The 16,965-nt window shown below is 71.7% G+C and carries 16 protein-coding genes; 12 read left to right on the top strand and 4 right to left on the bottom strand.

Annotated elements, in window-relative coordinates; all coding sequences use genetic code 11:
- The first annotated feature begins 92 nt into the window (after nucleotides 1-92).
- Both QQG74_RS00875 and QQG74_RS00870 read left to right on the top strand, forming a co-directional pair.
- Complete coding sequence (locus QQG74_RS00875) at nucleotides 93-773, top strand: trypsin-like serine protease (RefSeq protein ID WP_341718399.1); 681 nt, start codon at nucleotides 93-95, stop codon at nucleotides 771-773.
- A gap of 127 nt (nucleotides 774-900) precedes the next feature.
- Nucleotides 901-1,356 carry a YbjQ family protein gene (locus tag QQG74_RS00870; RefSeq protein ID WP_341718398.1) on the top strand — a complete coding sequence of 152 codons (456 nt, stop codon included), beginning with the start codon at nucleotides 901-903 and terminating at the stop codon, nucleotides 1,354-1,356.
- Between the two features lie 101 nt (nucleotides 1,357-1,457).
- Here QQG74_RS00870 and purB read toward each other — a convergent pair whose 3' ends face one another.
- Nucleotides 1,458-2,882, bottom strand: coding sequence for an adenylosuccinate lyase (purB, locus tag QQG74_RS00865; RefSeq protein WP_341718397.1), 1,425 nt, complete (start codon nucleotides 2,880-2,882; stop codon nucleotides 1,458-1,460).
- A 136-nt stretch (nucleotides 2,883-3,018) separates the two neighbouring features.
- Nucleotides 3,019-4,311, bottom strand: a complete 1,293-nt coding sequence (locus tag QQG74_RS00860; RefSeq protein ID WP_341718396.1) for an acetyl-CoA C-acetyltransferase — start codon at nucleotides 4,309-4,311, stop codon at nucleotides 3,019-3,021.
- A gap of 54 nt (nucleotides 4,312-4,365) precedes the next feature.
- On the opposite strand from QQG74_RS00860, the gene QQG74_RS00855 reads away from it, so the two are divergent.
- The 7 genes from QQG74_RS00855 to QQG74_RS00825 all read left to right on the top strand — a co-directional run bounded on the left by QQG74_RS00855 (nucleotide 4,366) and on the right by QQG74_RS00825 (nucleotide 11,768).
- Nucleotides 4,366-5,739 (top strand): 3-oxoacyl-ACP reductase, encoded by a 1,374-nt coding sequence (locus tag QQG74_RS00855; protein WP_341718395.1) that lies wholly within the window; start codon nucleotides 4,366-4,368, stop codon nucleotides 5,737-5,739.
- Nucleotides 5,739-6,746, top strand: coding sequence for a MaoC/PaaZ C-terminal domain-containing protein (locus tag QQG74_RS00850; protein ID WP_341718394.1), 1,008 nt, complete (start codon nucleotides 5,739-5,741; stop codon nucleotides 6,744-6,746). The genes QQG74_RS00855 and QQG74_RS00850 overlap by 1 nt, the downstream gene beginning before the upstream one ends.
- A gap of 107 nt (nucleotides 6,747-6,853) precedes the next feature.
- Entirely contained in the window at nucleotides 6,854-7,612 is a 759-nt protein-coding gene (locus QQG74_RS00845; RefSeq protein ID WP_341721090.1) for an NUDIX domain-containing protein, read from the top strand.
- Nucleotides 7,609-8,583, top strand: a complete 975-nt coding sequence (locus tag QQG74_RS00840; RefSeq protein WP_341718393.1) for a serine/threonine protein kinase — start codon at nucleotides 7,609-7,611, stop codon at nucleotides 8,581-8,583. Before QQG74_RS00845 ends, QQG74_RS00840 begins: the two co-directional genes overlap by 4 nt.
- Before the next feature lie 10 nt (nucleotides 8,584-8,593).
- Entirely contained in the window at nucleotides 8,594-9,553 is a 960-nt protein-coding gene (locus tag QQG74_RS00835) for a hypothetical protein (protein WP_341718392.1), read from the top strand.
- A 17-nt stretch (nucleotides 9,554-9,570) separates the two neighbouring features.
- Nucleotides 9,571-11,118 carry an adenylosuccinate synthetase gene (locus tag QQG74_RS00830; RefSeq protein ID WP_341718391.1) on the top strand — a complete coding sequence of 516 codons (1,548 nt, stop codon included), beginning with the start codon at nucleotides 9,571-9,573 and terminating at the stop codon, nucleotides 11,116-11,118.
- 26 nt (nucleotides 11,119-11,144) lie between these two features.
- A complete protein-coding gene (locus tag QQG74_RS00825) occupies nucleotides 11,145-11,768 on the top strand; it encodes a DedA family protein (protein ID WP_341718390.1) in 624 nt (207 codons plus the stop codon).
- A 175-nt stretch (nucleotides 11,769-11,943) separates the two neighbouring features.
- On the opposite strand, the gene QQG74_RS00820 is transcribed toward QQG74_RS00825, so the two are convergent.
- Entirely contained in the window at nucleotides 11,944-12,582 is a 639-nt protein-coding gene (locus tag QQG74_RS00820) for a TetR/AcrR family transcriptional regulator (RefSeq protein ID WP_341718389.1), read from the bottom strand.
- A 68-nt stretch (nucleotides 12,583-12,650) separates the two neighbouring features.
- Here QQG74_RS00820 and QQG74_RS00815 point away from each other — a divergent pair, with 68 nt between their 5' ends.
- The 3 genes from QQG74_RS00815 (at nucleotide 12,651) to QQG74_RS00805 (ending at nucleotide 15,987) form a co-directional block, all read left to right on the top strand.
- Nucleotides 12,651-13,103, top strand: coding sequence for an SCP2 sterol-binding domain-containing protein (locus QQG74_RS00815; RefSeq protein WP_341718388.1), 453 nt, complete (start codon nucleotides 12,651-12,653; stop codon nucleotides 13,101-13,103).
- 1 nt (nucleotide 13,104) lies between these two features.
- Entirely contained in the window at nucleotides 13,105-14,319 is a 1,215-nt protein-coding gene (locus tag QQG74_RS00810; RefSeq protein WP_341718387.1) for an acyl-CoA dehydrogenase family protein, read from the top strand.
- Nucleotides 14,320-14,424: 105 nt separating this feature from the next.
- A complete protein-coding gene (locus QQG74_RS00805) occupies nucleotides 14,425-15,987 on the top strand; it encodes an AMP-binding protein (protein WP_341718386.1) in 1,563 nt (520 codons plus the stop codon).
- A gap of 30 nt (nucleotides 15,988-16,017) precedes the next feature.
- Here the strand turns inward: QQG74_RS00805 and QQG74_RS00800 are convergent, their stop codons facing one another.
- Entirely contained in the window at nucleotides 16,018-16,902 is an 885-nt protein-coding gene (locus QQG74_RS00800; protein WP_341721089.1) for an endonuclease/exonuclease/phosphatase family protein, read from the bottom strand.
- Between the last annotated feature and the right edge of the window lie 63 nt (nucleotides 16,903-16,965).

Below are 16,965 nucleotides of genomic sequence, written 5' to 3'. Positions count from 1 at the left end.
TATCGACGTCGCGGTGGCGGATCACCCCCGTCCGCCACCGCAGGTCGGCCCGGCCAACCCGGGTCCAGCGAAACCCCGAAGGAGCCCCTCCGATGCGCATCCGATCCCTGATCGCGGTCCTCGCCACAGCCATGGCCGGCGTGCTCGGCGCCAGCTCCGGCGCCGTCGCCGCGCCCGTCGGCCCGTACATCATCGGCGGCGGGACGGTCTCCTCCGCGCCGTGGGCCGCAGCCGTCCTCAGCAACGGCTCGTTCACCTGCTCCGGCACGATCATCGCGCCGCAGTGGGTGCTCACCGCCCGGCACTGCCTCGGCGGCACGATGTCCGTCCGGGTGGGCAGCGTCAACCGCACCTCCGGCGGCGTCACCCGCACCGTCAGCGCCACCTACAGCCGCTACGACCTGGCCCTGATGCGGCTGTCCAGCTCGGTGAGCACCAGCTACGTCACCCTGGCCAACAGCAACCCGCCGATCAACTCGACCAACTCGATCTACGGCTGGGGCATGACCTGCTACAGCGGCTGCTCGGCCTCGACCCAGCTCAAGACCGCCTCGGTGCGGGTCACCAGCAACAGCGTCACCGACGCGTACGGCGGGCAGGCGATCCGGAGCACGCGGATCAACGGCAACGCCTGGCGGGGCGACTCGGGTGGCCCGCAGTTCTACAACGGCGCGCAGGTCGGGGTGGCCTCCACCGCCGACGGCCAGAGCATCCAGAACTACGGCAGCGTCGCGTACAACCGGGCCTGGATCACCTCGGTGGCCGGTGTCTGACGGTTAGCGCCGGATGCGGCGCGGATGGTGGGCTGTGCCCCGCCGTCCGCGCCGCGTTGTTTTTCAGCATCCGACCAGGTGAACAAGGCTCACGTTGAGCCTCGACGGGGGCTGCCAGCATCGAAACGTGCTGGTCGTGACGACGGATCAACTTCCCGGCTACGAGATCCGCCAGATCCTCGGCGAAGTGGTCTCCTCGATGGCCAGAACCCGCAACCCGTACCGCGAGGGCGTGAAGAACCTGCGCGGCGGCGCGTACGACCCGATGGCGCCGGACAACCTCACCCGGTGGCGTACCGACTCGGTGGCCCGGCTCGGCGAGGAGGCCCGGCGGCTCGGCGCGAACGCGGTGGTGGGGATGCGGTTCGACAGCCGCGACTGCGGCGAGATGTGGATGGAGATCTGCGCCTACGGCACCGCCGTGATCGCGGTGCCCAAGACTCCCGACGTCATGCCCCCGGATCAGCCGATCGTCGCGGCGGAGACCGCCCAGGAACCGGCCATCGCCGAGGAACCCGGCGGCATCGCCGAGCCCGCCAGCGCGCCCACCCTCCGCACCTCCGCCGAAACCCCCAACCCCTGACCCAGCCGTCCCCCGCCGGCCCCGGGTCTGCGCCTCGGTCCGCCGCCGAAACCCTGACCAGAACTTCTTGATCAACGCGGCCGGCGAGGGGTGGGGGTGGGTCAGAGGATGGGGGGTGGGGTGTAGGTGGTGGCCTGGGGGTGGGACTGGGCGATCTTGGTGATGCGGGCGGTTACCGCCTGGATCTGGGCGGGGGCGGCACCGGTGAAGGCGGCCCGGTCGGCGACCAGCGCGTCGATCTCGGCGCGGCTGAGGTTGAGGCGAGAGTCGGCGGCCAGGCGGTCGAAGAGGTCGTTCTCGGCAGCGGCCCGCTCGCGCATGGCCAGGGCCACCGCTACCGCGTGCTCCTTGATCGCCTCGTGCGCGGTCTCCCGGCCGACGCCCCGGCGCACGGCCGCCACCAGGATCTTCGTGGTGGCCAGGAAGGGCAGGAAGCGTTCCAACTCCCGGTTGATCACCGCAGGGTACGCACCGAACTCGTCAAGCACGGTGAGAAACGTCTGGAACAGCCCGTCGGCGGCGAAGAAGGCGTCCGGCAGGGCCACCCGGCGGACCACCGAGCAGGAGACGTCCCCCTCGTTCCACTGGTCGCCGGCCAGCTCGCCGACCATCGACAGGTACCCCCGGATGATCACGGCGAAGCCGTTCACCCGCTCCGACGAGCGGGTGTTCATCTTGTGCGGCATCGCGCTGGAGCCGACCTGCCCCGGCTTGAAACCCTCGGTGACCAGCTCCTGACCGACCATCAGCCGGATCGTGGTGGCCAGCGACGAAGGCGCGGCGGCGGTCTGCGCCAACGCGGAGAGCACGTCGAAGTCGAGCGAACGCGGGTAGACCTGCCCGACGCTGTCCAGCACCCGGTGGAAGCCGAGGTGCTCGGCCACCCGCCGCTCCAGCTCGGCCACCTTCTCGGCGTCGCCGTCGAAGAGGTCCAGCTGGTCGGCGGCGGTACCCACCGGCCCCTTGATTCCCCGCAGCGGGTAACGCTCGATCAGGTCGGTCAGCCGCTCGTACGCGATGATCAGCTCCTCGGCGGCCGACGCGAAGCGCTTACCCAGCGTGGTCGCCTGCGCCGCGACGTTGTGCGACCGACCGGCCATCACCACGTCCGCGTACTCGTGGGCGTGCCAGGCCAGCCGGACCAGCGTCGCCACCACCCGGTCCCGGATCAGCTCCAGCGACCGGCGCACCTGGAGTTGCTCGACGTTCTCGGTGAGGTCCCGCGAGGTCATCCCCTTGTGCACGTGCTCGTGCCCGGCCAGCGCGCTGAACTCCTCGATCCGCGCCTTCACGTCGTGCCGGGTCACCCGCTCGCGCGCCGCGATCGAGTCAAGATCAACCTCGTGCAGCACCCGCTCGTACGCCTCGACCACCCCGTCGGGCACTGCCACGCCGAGGTCCCGCTGGGCCCGGAGTACGGCGAGCCAGAGCTGCCGCTCCAGCCGGATCTTCTCCTCCGGCGACCAAAGGGCGACCAGTTCGGGCGAGGCGTACCGGTGGGCGAGCACGTTCGGGATCGTCGTCACCCGCCCATTCTCCGGCACCCGCCAGCCAGCACTCGACCGCCCCTCACCGGCAGTGACGGTTCCCGCTCAGGGGTGAGGACGGGTGACGGGGCAGGAGTTCACCGGCCAGCCGCGAGCGGGGTGTAAGTAGGGGCTCTCAGCGTTCGAGGATCGCGGTCACGCCCTGGCCGCCGGCGGCGCAGATGGAGATGAGGCCGCGCCCGCTGCCCTTGGTGGCGAGCAGCTTGGCCAGGGTGGCCACGATCCGGCCGCCGGTGGCGGCGAACGGGTGCCCGGCGGCAAGCGAGGAGCCGTTCACGTTGAGCTTGTCGGTGTCGATGCTGCCCAGCGGGGCGTCCAGGCCGAGCCGGTCCTTGCAGAACTCCGCAGACTCCCAGGCGGCCAGGGTCGCCAGCACCTGCGCGGCGAACGCCTCGTGGATCTCGTAGTAGTCGAAGTCCTGCAAGGTCAGGCCGGCGCGGGCGAGCAGCCGGGGCACCGCGTACGTGGGTGCCATCAGCAGCCCCTCGTCACCGTGCACAAAGTCCACGGCGGCCGTCTCCGACCAGGAGAACCAGGCAAGCACCGGCAGGTTGTGCTCGCGCGCCCACTGCTCGCTGGCCAGCAGCACGGTGGAGGCGCCGTCGGTAAGCGGCGAGGAGTTGCCGGCGGTCATGGTGGCCCGCTCGGCGTCCGGGCCCTTGGCACCGAAGACCGGCCGCAGCGCGCCGAGCTTCTCCAGCGTGGTGTCCGGGCGGAGGTTCGCATCGCGGGTCAGCCCGAGGTAGGGGGTCATCAGGTCGTCGAAGAACCCCTTGTCGTACGCGGCGGCCAGCCGCTGGTGCGAGCGGAGCGCGAACTCGTCCTGCGCCTGCCGGTCGATGTTCCAGCGCAGCGCCGTCTGGGCGGCGTGCTCGCCCATGGAGAGCCCGGTACGTGGCTCGGCGTTGCGCGGGATCTCCGGCTTGAACGGCTGGGCCGGGCGCAGCTTCGCGGCGATCTTGAGCCGCTCGCCGAGGGTGCGGGCGGAGTTGAGCCTGAGCAGGGTGCGGCGCAGATCCTCGTTCACCGCGAGCGGGGCGTCGGAGGTGGTGTCGACGCCACCGGCGATGCCCACCTCGATCTGCCCGAGGGCGATCTTGTTGGCGACCAGGATGGCCGCCTCCAGACCGGTGCCGCAGGCCTGCTGGATGTCGTACGCCGGGGTGCGCGGGTCGAGCTTCGAGCCGAGCACCACCTCGCGGGTGAGGTTGAAGTCCTTCGAGTGCTTGAGCACCGCACCGGCGACCACCTCACCCACCTGCTGTCCGGCCAGGCCGAACCGGGCGATCAACCCGTCCAGGGCGGCGCCGAGCATGTCGGAGTTGGAGGCGCTTGCGTACCGCGAGTTGGAGCGGGCGAAGGGGATCCGGTTGCCGCCGATCACCGCGACCCGTCGAACGTCCTGCACGATTCGCCTCCTCGAAAGTGTTGCCCGCACCTTACTCACCAGTAGGCTACGCCTATGACCGACAGGTACGCGAGCTTCGTCCAGTCGGGCGCCGGTCGGGCGCTCGTCAAGCGCCTCGGGCTGCCCGATCCGCCGCGACTGCGCCGGCACGCGCCCGGCGAGCCGATTCTCCCCGGGCCGGTGCTGCTCGGTGCCGCCACCGGCGGCCGGCTCACCGATCCGGTCGGCAAGATCCTGGCCGCCGCCGGGCTCGCCCTGCGCGATCCGGCCACCGCCGTGCCCGACCCGACAACCGGTCGTACGCCCACCAGCGCCGCCCTCGTCTTCGACGCTACCGGTATCACCGATTCGACCGGTCTGCGTCAGCTCTACGACTTTTTCCACCCGCAGGCCCGCTCGGTGCAGCCCAGCGGGCGGGTGATCGTGCTCGGCACCCCGCCGGCCGAGTGCGACACGCCGCGCGAGGCGACCGCCCAGCGGGCCCTGGAAGGGCTGACCCGCAGCATCGGCAAGGAGTTCGGCCGGGGCGTCACCGCGCAGCTGGTCTACGTCACCCGCAACGCCGACCAGGGCACCTGGACCAGCCTGGAGTCGACCCTGCGGTTCCTGCTCTCCGGCCGGTCCGCGTACGTCTCGGGTCAGGTGATCCGGGTCGGTGCCGGCCGGGCGACCGCGCCGGCCGACTGGGACCGCCCGCTGGACGGGCAGATCGTGCTGGTCACCGGCGCGGCCCGGGGCATCGGCGCGGCGCTGGCCCGGGTGCTGGCCCGGGACGGTGCGACCGTGGTGGCGCTGGACATCCCGGCCGCCGGTGACGAGCTGGCCGCGGTGGCAAACGAGATCGGCGGCAGCGCCGTACAGCTCGACCTGACCGCCGCCGACGCGCCCGACCGGCTCGCCGATTACCTGGTCAGCCGGCACGGCCGGGTGGACGTGGTGGTGCACAACGCCGGCATCACCCGGGACAAGACCCTCGGCCGGATGGACGCGGAGCGCTGGGACCAGGTCATCGACGTCAACCTCTCCAGCCAGGAGCGGATCAACGACCTGCTGCTGGAGCGTGGGCTGATCCCGGCCGGCGGCCGGCTCGTCGGCGTCTCCTCGATCGCCGGGATCGCCGGCAACCGGGGCCAGACCAACTACGCCACCAGCAAGGCCGGTGTGATCGGGCTGGTCGACTCGCTCGCGCCCGCGTTGCGCGACCGCGAGATCAGCGTCAACGCCGTCGCGCCCGGGTTCATCGAGACCCGGCTGACCGCCCGGATTCCGCTGATGCTGCGCGAGGCGGGTCGCCGGATGAACAGCCTCTCCCAGGGCGGGCTTCCGGTGGACGTGGCCGAGACCATCGGTTGGCTGGCCTGGCCGGCCTCCGGCGCGGTCAGCGGCAACGTGGTCCGCGTCTGCGGCCAGAGCCTGCTGGGGGCGTGATGACCCGCAGCGAGCGCGGCGACCAACCGGACGAGGAGCTGTCGGTCGGCGAGCTGATCGACGGCCCGACGGAGATCCTCACGCCGGAGATCCTGTCGTCCGTACGCGGCGAGGACGACCACGCCGAGCGCACGACCGGTGAGCCGGCGACGCGGGAGCGGATCGAGCTGCCGGGGTTGCCGGCGACCGGTCCGCTGTACCGGCGGGCGCTGCTGGGCGCGGTGCCGGGGATCGGCGGCCGGCGTGGCGACGGCGTACCGGCGCTGGAGCTGGCCGTGGGCGGGGTGGCGGTGGACCCGGACCGGCTGGCCGACTACGACCGGGTGTGCGGGTTCCGGCTCACCGATCGGCTGCCCGCGACCTTCCCGCACGTCATGGGCTTTCCGCTGGCGCTGCGGCTGATCACCGCAGCGGAGTTCCCGATTCCGCTGACCGGAGTGGTGCACGTCGCCAACCGGATCACCGTGCACCGGCCGATCAGCATCGCGGACCGGCTGGACTTCACCGCCTGGGCGGAGAACCTGCGCCCGCACGACCGGGGCCGGCAGGTGGACGTCGTACTCGTCGGGGCGGTCGACGGGGTGCAGGTGTGGCGCGGCGTCTCGACGTACCTCGGCCGGCAGCGCAGCTCCGGCGAGGGCGGGCGGCGCGACCCGGGCGAGCGGCCCGCGCCGCCGGCCGCCACCGCCCGCTGGCGGGTCGAGCCCCGGGTCGGTACGGACTACGCGCGGGTCTCCGGTGACCACAACCCGATCCACACGTCGCGGCTGGGTGCGCGACTGCTCGGTTTCCCCCGGCCGATCGCGCACGGCATGTGGAGCAAGGCCCGCTGCCTGGCCGCCCTGGAGAACCGGCTACCCGAGGCGTACACGGTGAACGTCGCGTTCAAGCTGCCGGTGCCGCTGCCCAGCACGGTCGCCTTCAGCGCCACACCGGAGGGTGCCGACTGGGACTTCGCGCTGCACGACGGGCGCGGTCGGCCGCACCTGCTGGGCACCGTCCGCTGAGGACCTGACAACAGGCCCCGGGAGACACCGGAAGGGTCGGGCACTTGCCCGGCCCTTCTTTTCGCGCTAAGTTGTTCTCACCTAGAGATGTTCTCAAAGTGAGAGTGATTGCCGTGAACGAGCAGGACTTCCTCGCCGCGTACGACCCGAGCGCCTTCCCAGCCGTGGCGGTCACCGCCGACGTGGTCGCCCTGACCATCCGGGAGGCCGCGCTGCACCTGCTGCTGATCCGACGCGGCGGCCAGCCGTACGCGGGCCACTGGGCGCTGCCCGGCGGCTTCGTCCGGCCGGACGAGGACCTGGCCGCCGCCGCCCGCCGGGAACTGGCCGAGGAGACCGGGCTCGGCGGTGAACGCCTCAACCGCGTCCACATGGAACAGTTGGCGAGCTACGGCACGCCGGACCGCGATCCGCGGATGCGGGTCGTCTCCGTCGCCCATCTCGCCTTCGCGCCCGACCTACCGGACGCGGCGGCCGGCACCGACGCCGAAGAGGCGGAGTGGGTGCCGGTCACCGAGTTGACCAGTCGACAGCTCGCCTTCGATCACCGCCGGATCGTCGACGACGGGCTGGAGCGGGCCCGCGCCAAGTTGGAGTACACCCCGCTGGCCACCCGCTTCCTCCCGGCCGAGTTCACCATCGGCGACCTGCGCGGGGTCTACGAGACGGTCTGGGGGCACGCGCTGCACGCCGGCAACTTCCACCGCAAAGTGCTCTCCGTGCCGGGATTCGTGGAGAGCACCGGAGCCAGCACCGAGCGCGGCGGCAGCCGGGGCGGTCCGCGCGCCCGGCTCTACCGGGCCGGTGACGCCCGACTGCTGCACCCGGCGCTGCTGCGTCCCGCCCGGGAGGAGACGGCGCGATGAGGACCGACGAAGCGATCCGCCTGGTCCACACCGCCCGCAACGACGACGAGTTGTTCGGCGCCGACGAGCCGGAACGCCGCTACCGGGCGCTGGTCGCGGTGCTGCATCCCGACCGGCTCAACTGGGTCGGGCCGGGTGTCCGCGCCGCGGCCACCGAGGCATTCGTCCAGGTCACCAACCGTTGGCAGGCCCGCCGAGGTACCGTGCTGCGCGGCTACCGATGCGGCCGGCCGGCGTACTCCGGTGACCTCGCCGACCTGTACGACGTCGGCGCCGACCGGCTGCTCAAGCTGCCCCGGGACCCGCGCGACAACGACCTGATGACCCGCGAGGAGGACGCGCTACGCCGGCTCGCCGAGCGAGGCGACCCACGCTGGCTGCCCTACGTCCCCCGGCTTGTCGACAGCTTCACCCACCGGGAGGCCACAAGCGGAGCCGAGCGGCGGATCACCGTGCTCGCCACCGCGCCGAACCTGCACAGCCTGGTCGAGGTGCGGCGCGCGTACCCGGACGGGCTGGACGCCCGCGACGTGGCCTGGATGTGGCGGCGGCTGCTGGTCGCGCTCGGCCTGGCCCACCGGGCCGGCGTGGTGCACGGCGCGGTGCTGCCGCCGCACGTGCTTATCGAGCCGCAGGAGCACGGCGTGGTGCTTGTCGACTGGTGCTTCTCGACCGAACCCGGCGGTGTCGTGCCCGCGCTGGTCCCCGACCACCAGGACTGGTACCCGGCCGAGGTCACCGACCGCCGCCCGTGCGGGCCGGGCACCGACCTGGCGATGGCGGCCCGCTGCATGACCTGGCTGATGGGCCGGCACGCGCCCCGTGAACTCCTCGCCTTCGCCCGGGGCTGCCGGTCGCGTGTCCTGCGCGCCCGCCCCGACGACGCCTGGCGCCTGCTGGGCGAGCTCGACGAGGTGCTGCACCGGCTCTACGGCCCGCGCACCTTCCGACCCTTCACCCTCAACCCGTAAGGAGGCTGCCATGGGCAGTGGAATGTGGTCCACCGACGTGTACGACGCCGCCGACCGGTACCGCCGGGCCACCGGCACCAGCGCGTTCTCCTACAGCGACAGCGGTGCCCGAAAGGTGCACCCGGCACTGGACCCGCGCGAGGCGGTGCGGGAGAGCCGCGACTCGGCCGAACACCCGCAGTCGACCCCCATCGCCGTGCTCTTCGACGTCACCGGCTCGATGGGGCACGTACCCCGTACCCTCCAGGCCAAGCTGCCGCAGCTGCTCGGGCTGCTGCTCCGCCAAGGGTACGCCCGCGACCCGCAGATCATGTTCGGCGCGATCGGCGACGCGACCTGCGACCGGGTGCCGTTGCAGGTGGGACAGTTCGAGTCCGACAACCGGATGGACGACGACCTCGGCCGGATCGTGCTGGAGGGCGGCGGTGGCGGCCAGATGATGGAGTCGTACGAGCTGGCGCTCTACTTCATGGCCCGACACACGGTCACCGACCGCTGGGAGAAGCGGGGCCGCCGTGGCTACCTCTTCATCATCGGCGACGAGCTGGCGTACCCGAAGGTGAAGGCCGCCGAGGTGGCCCGGCTGATCGGCGCCGGCCCGCGCGAGGACCTGCCGCTACGGCAACTCGTCGACGAGGTGACCCGCCGCTGGGACACCTACTATCTGCTCCCCGCCGGCAGCCACTACGCGGGCAACCGCAAGGTGCTCGACTTCTGGCGCGGTCTGCTCGGCCAGCACACCCTGGAGTTGGACGACCTGGACGCGGTCTGCGAAACCATCGCCCTCACCGTCGGGCTCGGCGAGGAGGCGATCGATCTCGACACCGGTCTGCGGGACCTCGACCGGGCCGGGTCGACCGCCACCGACACCGTCTCCAAGGCGCTGGTCCGGCTGAACGGGACCCGGCGGACCGAGGTGGCGGAGCTGCCCACCACCCGGGGCAGCGGCAGCGGAGTGGTCCGGCTGTGACCGACACCCTGACGGGAATGCTGGCAGGTCGCGCGGCGACCCCGACGGCCAGCCGGCCGCTGGTCGCCCCGGCGGCCAGCGGCGGGTCGACCGTGCCGTCGGCCGTGCCGCCCAGGTCGACCGTGCCGACCAGATCGACCATGCCGACCAGATCGACCATGCCGACCAGATCGACCATGCCGACCAGATCGGCCGTGCCGGCCAGGTCGGCCGGCGGGTCGGCCGGCGGGTCGGCCGGCGGGTCGGCCGGCGGGTCGGCCGGCGGGTCGGCCGGCGGGTCGGCCGGCGGCGGGCGCGGGGAGCACGCGATCGTGGTCGACCTCGGGTACGGCGACGCCGGCAAGGGCACCGTCGTGGACTGGCTCTGCGCCAACCGGCCGGTGCACACGGTGGTCCGGTTCAACGGAGGCGCGCAGGCGGCGCACAACGTCGTCCTGCGCGATGGCCGGCACCACACGTTCGCACAGTTCGGCGCCGGCACCTTCCGCCCCGGCGTACGGACACACCTGTCCCGGCACGTGGTGGTGGACCCGCTGGCGTTGGCGACCGAGGCCGATCACCTCGCCACCGTCGGGGTACCCGACGCGCTCGACCGGCTGACCGTGGACGGGGAGGCGTTGCTGGCCACCCCGTACCACCGGGCCGCCAACCGGGCGCGTGAGCTGGCCCGCGGCGCCGACCGGCACGGCTCCTGCGGGCTGGGGGTGGGCGAGACCGTCGCGTACGGTCTCGCCCACCCCGCCGAGGCGCCCCGGGTGGCGGACTGCCACCGCCCGGAACTGCTGCGCCGCCGATTGACCGCCCTGCGGGACCGGCTCACCGCAGAACTCGGCCCGCTGGACGCCCCGCCGGTCGCCGACTGCCTGCCGGCGTACCGGGCCTTCGCGCAGCGGGTGGCGATCGTCGACCGGACCTGGCTGGCCGGGGCGCTGCGGGCCGGTCCGTGCGTCTTCGAGGGCGCGCAGGGGGTGCTACTGGACGAATGGCACGGTTTCCACCCGTACACGACCTGGAGCACCACCACCTTCGCCAACGCGGAGTCCCTGCTCACCGAGGCCGGATTCACCGGAGCGGCAACCCGGATCGGCGTGCTGCGCACCGTCACCACCCGGCACGGGCCAGGCCCGTTGGTCACCGAGGACCCGGCACTGCCGCTGGCCGACCCGCACAATCCGACAAACCCGTGGCAGGGCCGCTTCCGGTTCGGCCACTTCGACGCTGTCGCCCACGCGTACGCCCTGGCCGTCGCCGGTGGGGTGGACGGCCTGGCGCTGACCCACCTGGATCTCGCCGATCGCGGTCTTGACCTGCGCATCTGCCGCCGTTACGACAACCTGGAACGGCTCGATCCGGGCCCGCCCGGCGACCTTGACCGGCAGGCCGCGCTCACCGCCCGCCTGCTGCGCGCCCGCCCGCGCTACGACGACGCCCCACCCACCGACTGGCCACGGACCGTCGCCGAGGCGCTCGACACCCCCGTGCTGCTCACCTCCCACGGCCCCACGGCCGAGGAGAAGGAAGGGCCCCTTATTAACGCCTGGTGTAGAGGAAGGGCCCCTTATTAACGGCTTGTGCCCGGAGCATGGGAGTCATGGAGGCCGCGCTCGAACTGCTCCGGCACACGCTCACCTCACCGTCGGTGTACCTGCTGCTGTTCGGACTCGCCGCCGTCGACGCCTTCTTCCCGCTGGTGCCGGCAGAGGCGGCAGTCATCACCGTCACCGTTCTCGCCACCGGAGGTGAGCCGAACCTGGTGCTGGTGGCGCTGGCAGCCACCAGCGGCGCGCTCAGCGGCGACCACATCTCGTACGCAATCGGCCGCGTCGGCGGGTCGGGTCGGCTGGACCGCGCTCCGGGGGACAGCCGGCGGCGGGCCGGGTCGGAGTGGGCCCGGCGGGCGGTCGACCGGCGCGGCGGCATGATCCTGACCGCCGCCCGTTACGTGCCCGGCGGGCGGACCGCTGTCACCCTGACCATGGGCGCGGTCCGCTACCCGCTGCGCTCCTTCCTCCTCTTCGACCTGATGGGTACGGCCTCCTGGGCGTTGTACTGCATCCTGCTCGGCCTCTTCGGTGGGTTGGCCTTCGAGCGTGATCCGCTGGCCGGGATCCTGGCCGGGGTCGGCCTGTCGATCATGGTCACCCTGCTGCTGGAGCTGGTTCGCTGGCTGCGCCACCGGGCCCATCGCCGGGCCCGGGCTCGTGGGAGGCGTTGACGCGGCCGTCGTCGGCGCACTCGTAAGTGTTGCGCGGCGCACTCGTCAGCGTTGCTCGGCGCACTCGTCGGTGTTGCTCGGCGCGTGTTGCTCGGCGCACTCGTCGGCGTTGCGCGGCGCACTTTGTTAAAAGGGGGCCCTTCCTCTACACCAGGCGTTAAAAAGGGGCCCTTCCTTACACCGCAGGTGGGTTCCAGGTGGTGCCGTGCAGGAGTTGGGCCGCGCCGAGCCAGGCCACGTTCATCATCCGGGTGGCGGTCTTTTCCGGGTCGGCCTCCGGGTGGTCGGCCAGCCAGTCGGCAAGCGATTCGGTCGCACCGACCAGGGCGTACGCGATCACTTCCAGTTCGGTCTCGGCCACCTCGCGGCCCTCGGCGCGCAGCGCGTGGTCGAGCATTCCGGCGACCACCTCGACGATGCTCGCCCGCATCACCGTCAGCTCGTCGGCGAACGCGCGCTCGGCCCGGGCCTGCCGGTACAGCACCGCCCAGCCGTCCCGGTGCGCGCCGACGAAGCCGAAGAACGCCCGCAGGCCGCGCCAGAGTCGTTCGTCGGCGGGCAGGTCGGGGGCGGCTGCCCCGGCGATGGCCTCCATCATCCGGGTGCCTTCGCGGTGCAGGCAGGCGACGAAGAGTTCTTCCTTGGTGCCCAGGTACGCGTAGACCATGGGCTTGGAGATGCCGGCTCGCTCGGCGATCTCGTCCATGCTGGCACCGTGGTAGCCGTGCCGGGAGAAGATTCGGACGGCGGCGTCGAGCATCTGCTGTTCGCGTACGGCCCGGGGGAGGCGTTTGAAGGCGGGCGTGCTGGCCACCTTGCGAGCATACCTACTGGTACGTAAGGTTACGCATGAGTAGCCACTGTCCGAGAGGTGCATCCCACATGACTGACTTCGACCCGGCCAACTTTGCGAACGTCGGCCCGAAGGAGTTCGCCCAGCTCGTCAAGAACACCCCGGATAGCAAGCTGGCCGAGGTGATGTCGGGCGACCTGCGCGGCAAGATTCTCGGCGAGGTCTTCGGCCGGATGCCGCAGCTGTTCCGCGCCGACCGGGCCGGCTCGACCAACGCGGTCATCCACTGGAACATCACCGGCGCTCCCGATGGCGGCACCGACACCTACGAGGTGGTCGTCGCCGACGGCACCTGCACGGTCAACGAGACCCCGCAGCACGACCCGCGGCTGAGCCTGACGCTGGGCCCGGTCGACTTCCTGAAGATCGTCTCCGGTGGCGCCAACCCGGTCATGATGTTCATGACCGGCAAGCTGAAGGCAAAGGGTGACCTGGGCCTGGCCGCCAACATCGCCAACCTCTTCGACATCCCCAAGGCCTGAGATGGCCGAGTTCTCGCTCGACCTGAACGAGGAACAGCGGGATCTACGCGACTGGGTGCACGGCTTCGCCGCCGAGGTCGTGCGCCCGGCCGCCGCCGAATGGGACGCGCGGGAGGAGACCCCGTGGCCGATCATCCAGGAGGCGGCAAAGGTCGGCCTCTACGGCTTCGAGTTCCTCGCCACCTGCTGGGCCGACCCGACCGGGCTGTCGCTGCCGATCGCCAGCGAGGAGCTGTTCTGGGGTGACGCCGGCATCGGCCTGAGCGTCTTCGGCACCTCCCTCGCGGTCGCCGCGATCTTCGGCACCGGCACCCCCGACCAGCTCGCCGAGTGGGTGCCGCAGTGCTTCGGCGACGCCGACTCACCGGCCGTGGCCGCGTTCTGCTCCTCGGAGCCGGAGGCCGGCTCGGACGTCGCCGCGATGCGCACCCGGGCCAGCTACGACGAGGCGACCGACGAGTGGGTGCTGCGCGGGCAGAAGGCGTATGCCACCAACGGCGGGATCGCCGGGGTGCACGTGGTGACCGCCTCGGTCGAGCCGGAACTGGGATCGCGGGGACAGGCCGCATTCGTCGTACCGCCGGGCACGGCCGGGCTGAGCGCCACCCGCAAGCTGCGCAAGCTGGGCCTACGCGCCTCGCACACGGCGGACGTCTTCCTCGACGACGTACGGGTGCCGGGGCGGTGCCTGCTCGGCGGCAAGGAGGCGCTGGACGAGCGGCTGGCCCGCGTCCGGTCCGGGCAGCGCGCCACCGGGCAGGCCGCGATGCGCACCTTCGAGCTGTCCCGGCCCACCGTCGGCGCGCAGGCGCTCGGCGTGGCCCGGGCCGCCTACGAGTACGCCCTGGACTACGCCAAGGAGCGCGTCCAGTTCGGTCGGCCGATCATCACCAACCAGGCGGTCGCCTTCGCGCTTGCCGACATGAAGATGGAGATCGACGCCGCCCGGCTGCTGGTTTGGCGGGCCTCCTGGATGGGCCGCAACAACCGGCCGTTCACCGCGGGCGAGGGTTCGATGTCCAAACTCAAGGCCGGCGAGGTCGCCGTCTCGGTCACCGAGAAGGCGGTCCAACTGCTCGGCGGAGCGGGTTTCCTGCGTGACCACCCGGTCGAGCGGTGGTACCGGGACGCCAAGATCTACACCATCTTCGAAGGCACCTCGGAGATCCAGCGCCTGGTGATCTCGCGCTCGATCTCGGGTATGCAGATTCGCTGATCGTCGGGCGGTCGCCCCGGTGACCGCCCGATGCGCTCGCCGGGTGACAGGCAGTCGCCGGTGTTACCGCCCGCCCGCCCACACCGGCGAAGGAGGTACGCGGGTATGGACCTGCCGTTCATCGTCGCCACGCTGACCCGCCGTGGCCTGCTCACCCCGGGCCGCCCGATCCGCGTCGCGTCCCAGCTCAGCGCGCTACGGAAGTGGGGGTGGAGTCTCGCCGGTGAGCTTCGGCAGGCAGCCGCCCGGGACCCCGACCGGGTCGCCCTCATCGATGAGCAGGACGCCGAGCTGACGTACGCCGAACTGCTGGACCGCTCCGTACGGCTCGCCCGTGCCCTGCGTGCCGGCCTGGGCGTCCAGACCGGCGACCGGATCGGCGTACTGGGTCGCAACCATTCCGGCCTCATCGAGACCGTCGTCGCCGCCACCCTGCTCGGCGCGGATGCCGTACTTGTCAACACCGGTCTCTCCCCGGCGCAGCTGGCGACCGTGGCCGAGGAACAGCAGCTGCGGGTGCTGGTGCACGACGACGAGTTCGCCGAACGGGCCCTCGGGCTGCCGGCCGAGCTGCACCGCCTCAACGAGCGGGCCCGGCATGAGTTGATCCGTACCGCGCTGCCCGGTGAGCTGGATCCGCCCGAGCGGGACGGCCGGATCATCGTGCTCACCTCCGGCACCACCGGGGCACCGAAGGGCGCCCGCCGGCCCACCCCGAGCGGCTTCGGTCCGCTGGTGTCCATCATCGACCGGATCCCGCTGCACGCCCGGGACCGGGTCATGATCGCCGCGCCGGTCTTCCACACCTGGGGGTACGCCGCCCTTCAGGTCTGCTTCGCACTGCGCGCCACCATCGTGCTGCACCGGCGCTTCGATCCGGCTGCCACCCTGGACGCCCTGGTACGGCACCGCTGCCAGGCGCTGTTCGCGGTGCCGGTGATGCTGCAACGGCTGATGGAGGTGCCCGCGCCGGAGCCCCGCCCGCCGCTGAAGGTGGTGGCGGTGAGCGGGTCCGCGCTGCCCGGCGGCCTCCCGTCGGCGTTCATGGACAGCTACGGTGACGTGCTCTACAACCTGTACGGCTCGACCGAGGCATCCTGGGCCTCCATCGCCACCCCCGCCGATCTGCGTACCGCACCCACCACCGCCGGGCGGCCACCGCACGGCACCCGGCTGGCGATTCTGGACGATGCCGGCGAGCCGGTGGCCAGCGGCCGGGTGGGCCGGATCTTCGTCGGCAACGAAATGCTCTTCGAGGGCTACACCTCGGGCTCCGATCGGGAACGCCACGACGGCCTGCTGAACACCGGCGACCTGGGCCGGGTCAACGCCGACGGGCTGCTCTTCGTGGACGGTCGGGCCGACGACATGATCGTCTCCGGCGGGGAGAACGTCTTCCCCTCCGAGGTCGAGCAGCTGCTCGCCCAACTCCCCCAGGTACGCGAGGCCGCCGTCATCGGCGTACCTGACCCGGAGTACGGCCAGCGGCTCGCCGCCTTCCTCGGGCTGCGCCCCGGCGAGACCCTCGACGCCGACGCGGTCCGCGAGTACGTCCGGCACTACCTCGCCCGCTTCTCGGTGCCCCGCGACGTCGTCTTCGTCAAGTATCTGCCGCGCAACGCCACCGGCAAGGTACTTACTCGAGAGCTACGCCGCTACTACGGCTGACCGCGGCTGAGCGGCGCAGACGCGGGCGGGTCAGACCGTGACCGACACGGTGACCGTTCCGATCAGGATCCGGTGGTCCGAGCAGGGGCCGCCGCAGCTGGTGGCGATGGCCAGGGAGTCGCCCTGGTAGCTACCGACGATCTTGTTCTGCCGGACGAAGATCAGGTCGACCTTCTTGACCTGGCCGCACGGCCCGAGGTCGCCGGCCTCCTGAGTCTTCTCGCCGTAGCCGTAGCAGGTCGACTCGGTGTCGTCCAGTTCCCGGTAGGCACCCCGGTTGTTGGTGTTGTTCGGATGGTTCAGGCTGGCCGCGTACCACCCGTCCAGCCGGCCGTAGTTGGGCTGGGCGTTGAAATCCCCAGCGATGACAACCGTCTCACCGTTGCCGTGGAACGTCTCCAGCCGGCTCAACACCTCGCCCAACTGCCGCTCGTTGACCTTCTGGCCGTTGATCACCTCGTTGGAGGGGGTGATGTGGGTCGTGCAGAAGCGCATCCTGGGCCGGGCCTCCAGCGGCGCGCAGAGGAGCTTGCGGGTCTCCCGGCTGCCGTCGGCGGCCAGGGCGTACCGGTTGGCCGAGCCGAGTGGCGCCTTGCTGAAGATGGCCAGCCCGAACGGTTCGCCGCCGCAGGCGGTGTCGTTGTGCGGCTCGAACCGGGAGAAGTTCTCCACGTCCTGCGGCCAGCCGGAGTTGCGCAGGTTGGCCTGCACCGCCTTGTACTGGCTCCAGCACAGCTCGTTGAGTGCGGCAAAGTGCGCGCTGCGGTTGCGGATCGAGTTGGACAAGGCCGGGATCAGGCCGTTCGTGGTCGAGCCCCGATGCATCGTCCAACCCGCCACATTCCAGGTCCAGATGTTGTACGTGGCATCGACGGTGGCCGCCTGGGCCGGCACCGCACCGGCGGCGAGCAGCATCAGCGCGGCGACGCACACCGCGAGCGTCCTTCGGATCAGCACGACGTGTCCCCCGTGTCGCCG

The sequence above is a fragment of the Micromonospora sp. FIMYZ51 genome (genome assembly GCF_038246755.1).
Classification (GTDB): Bacteria; Actinomycetota; Actinomycetes; order Mycobacteriales; family Micromonosporaceae; genus Micromonospora.
Note: the sequence above shows the minus strand (reverse complement) of the source record. Positions and strands in the feature narration are given on the sequence as shown.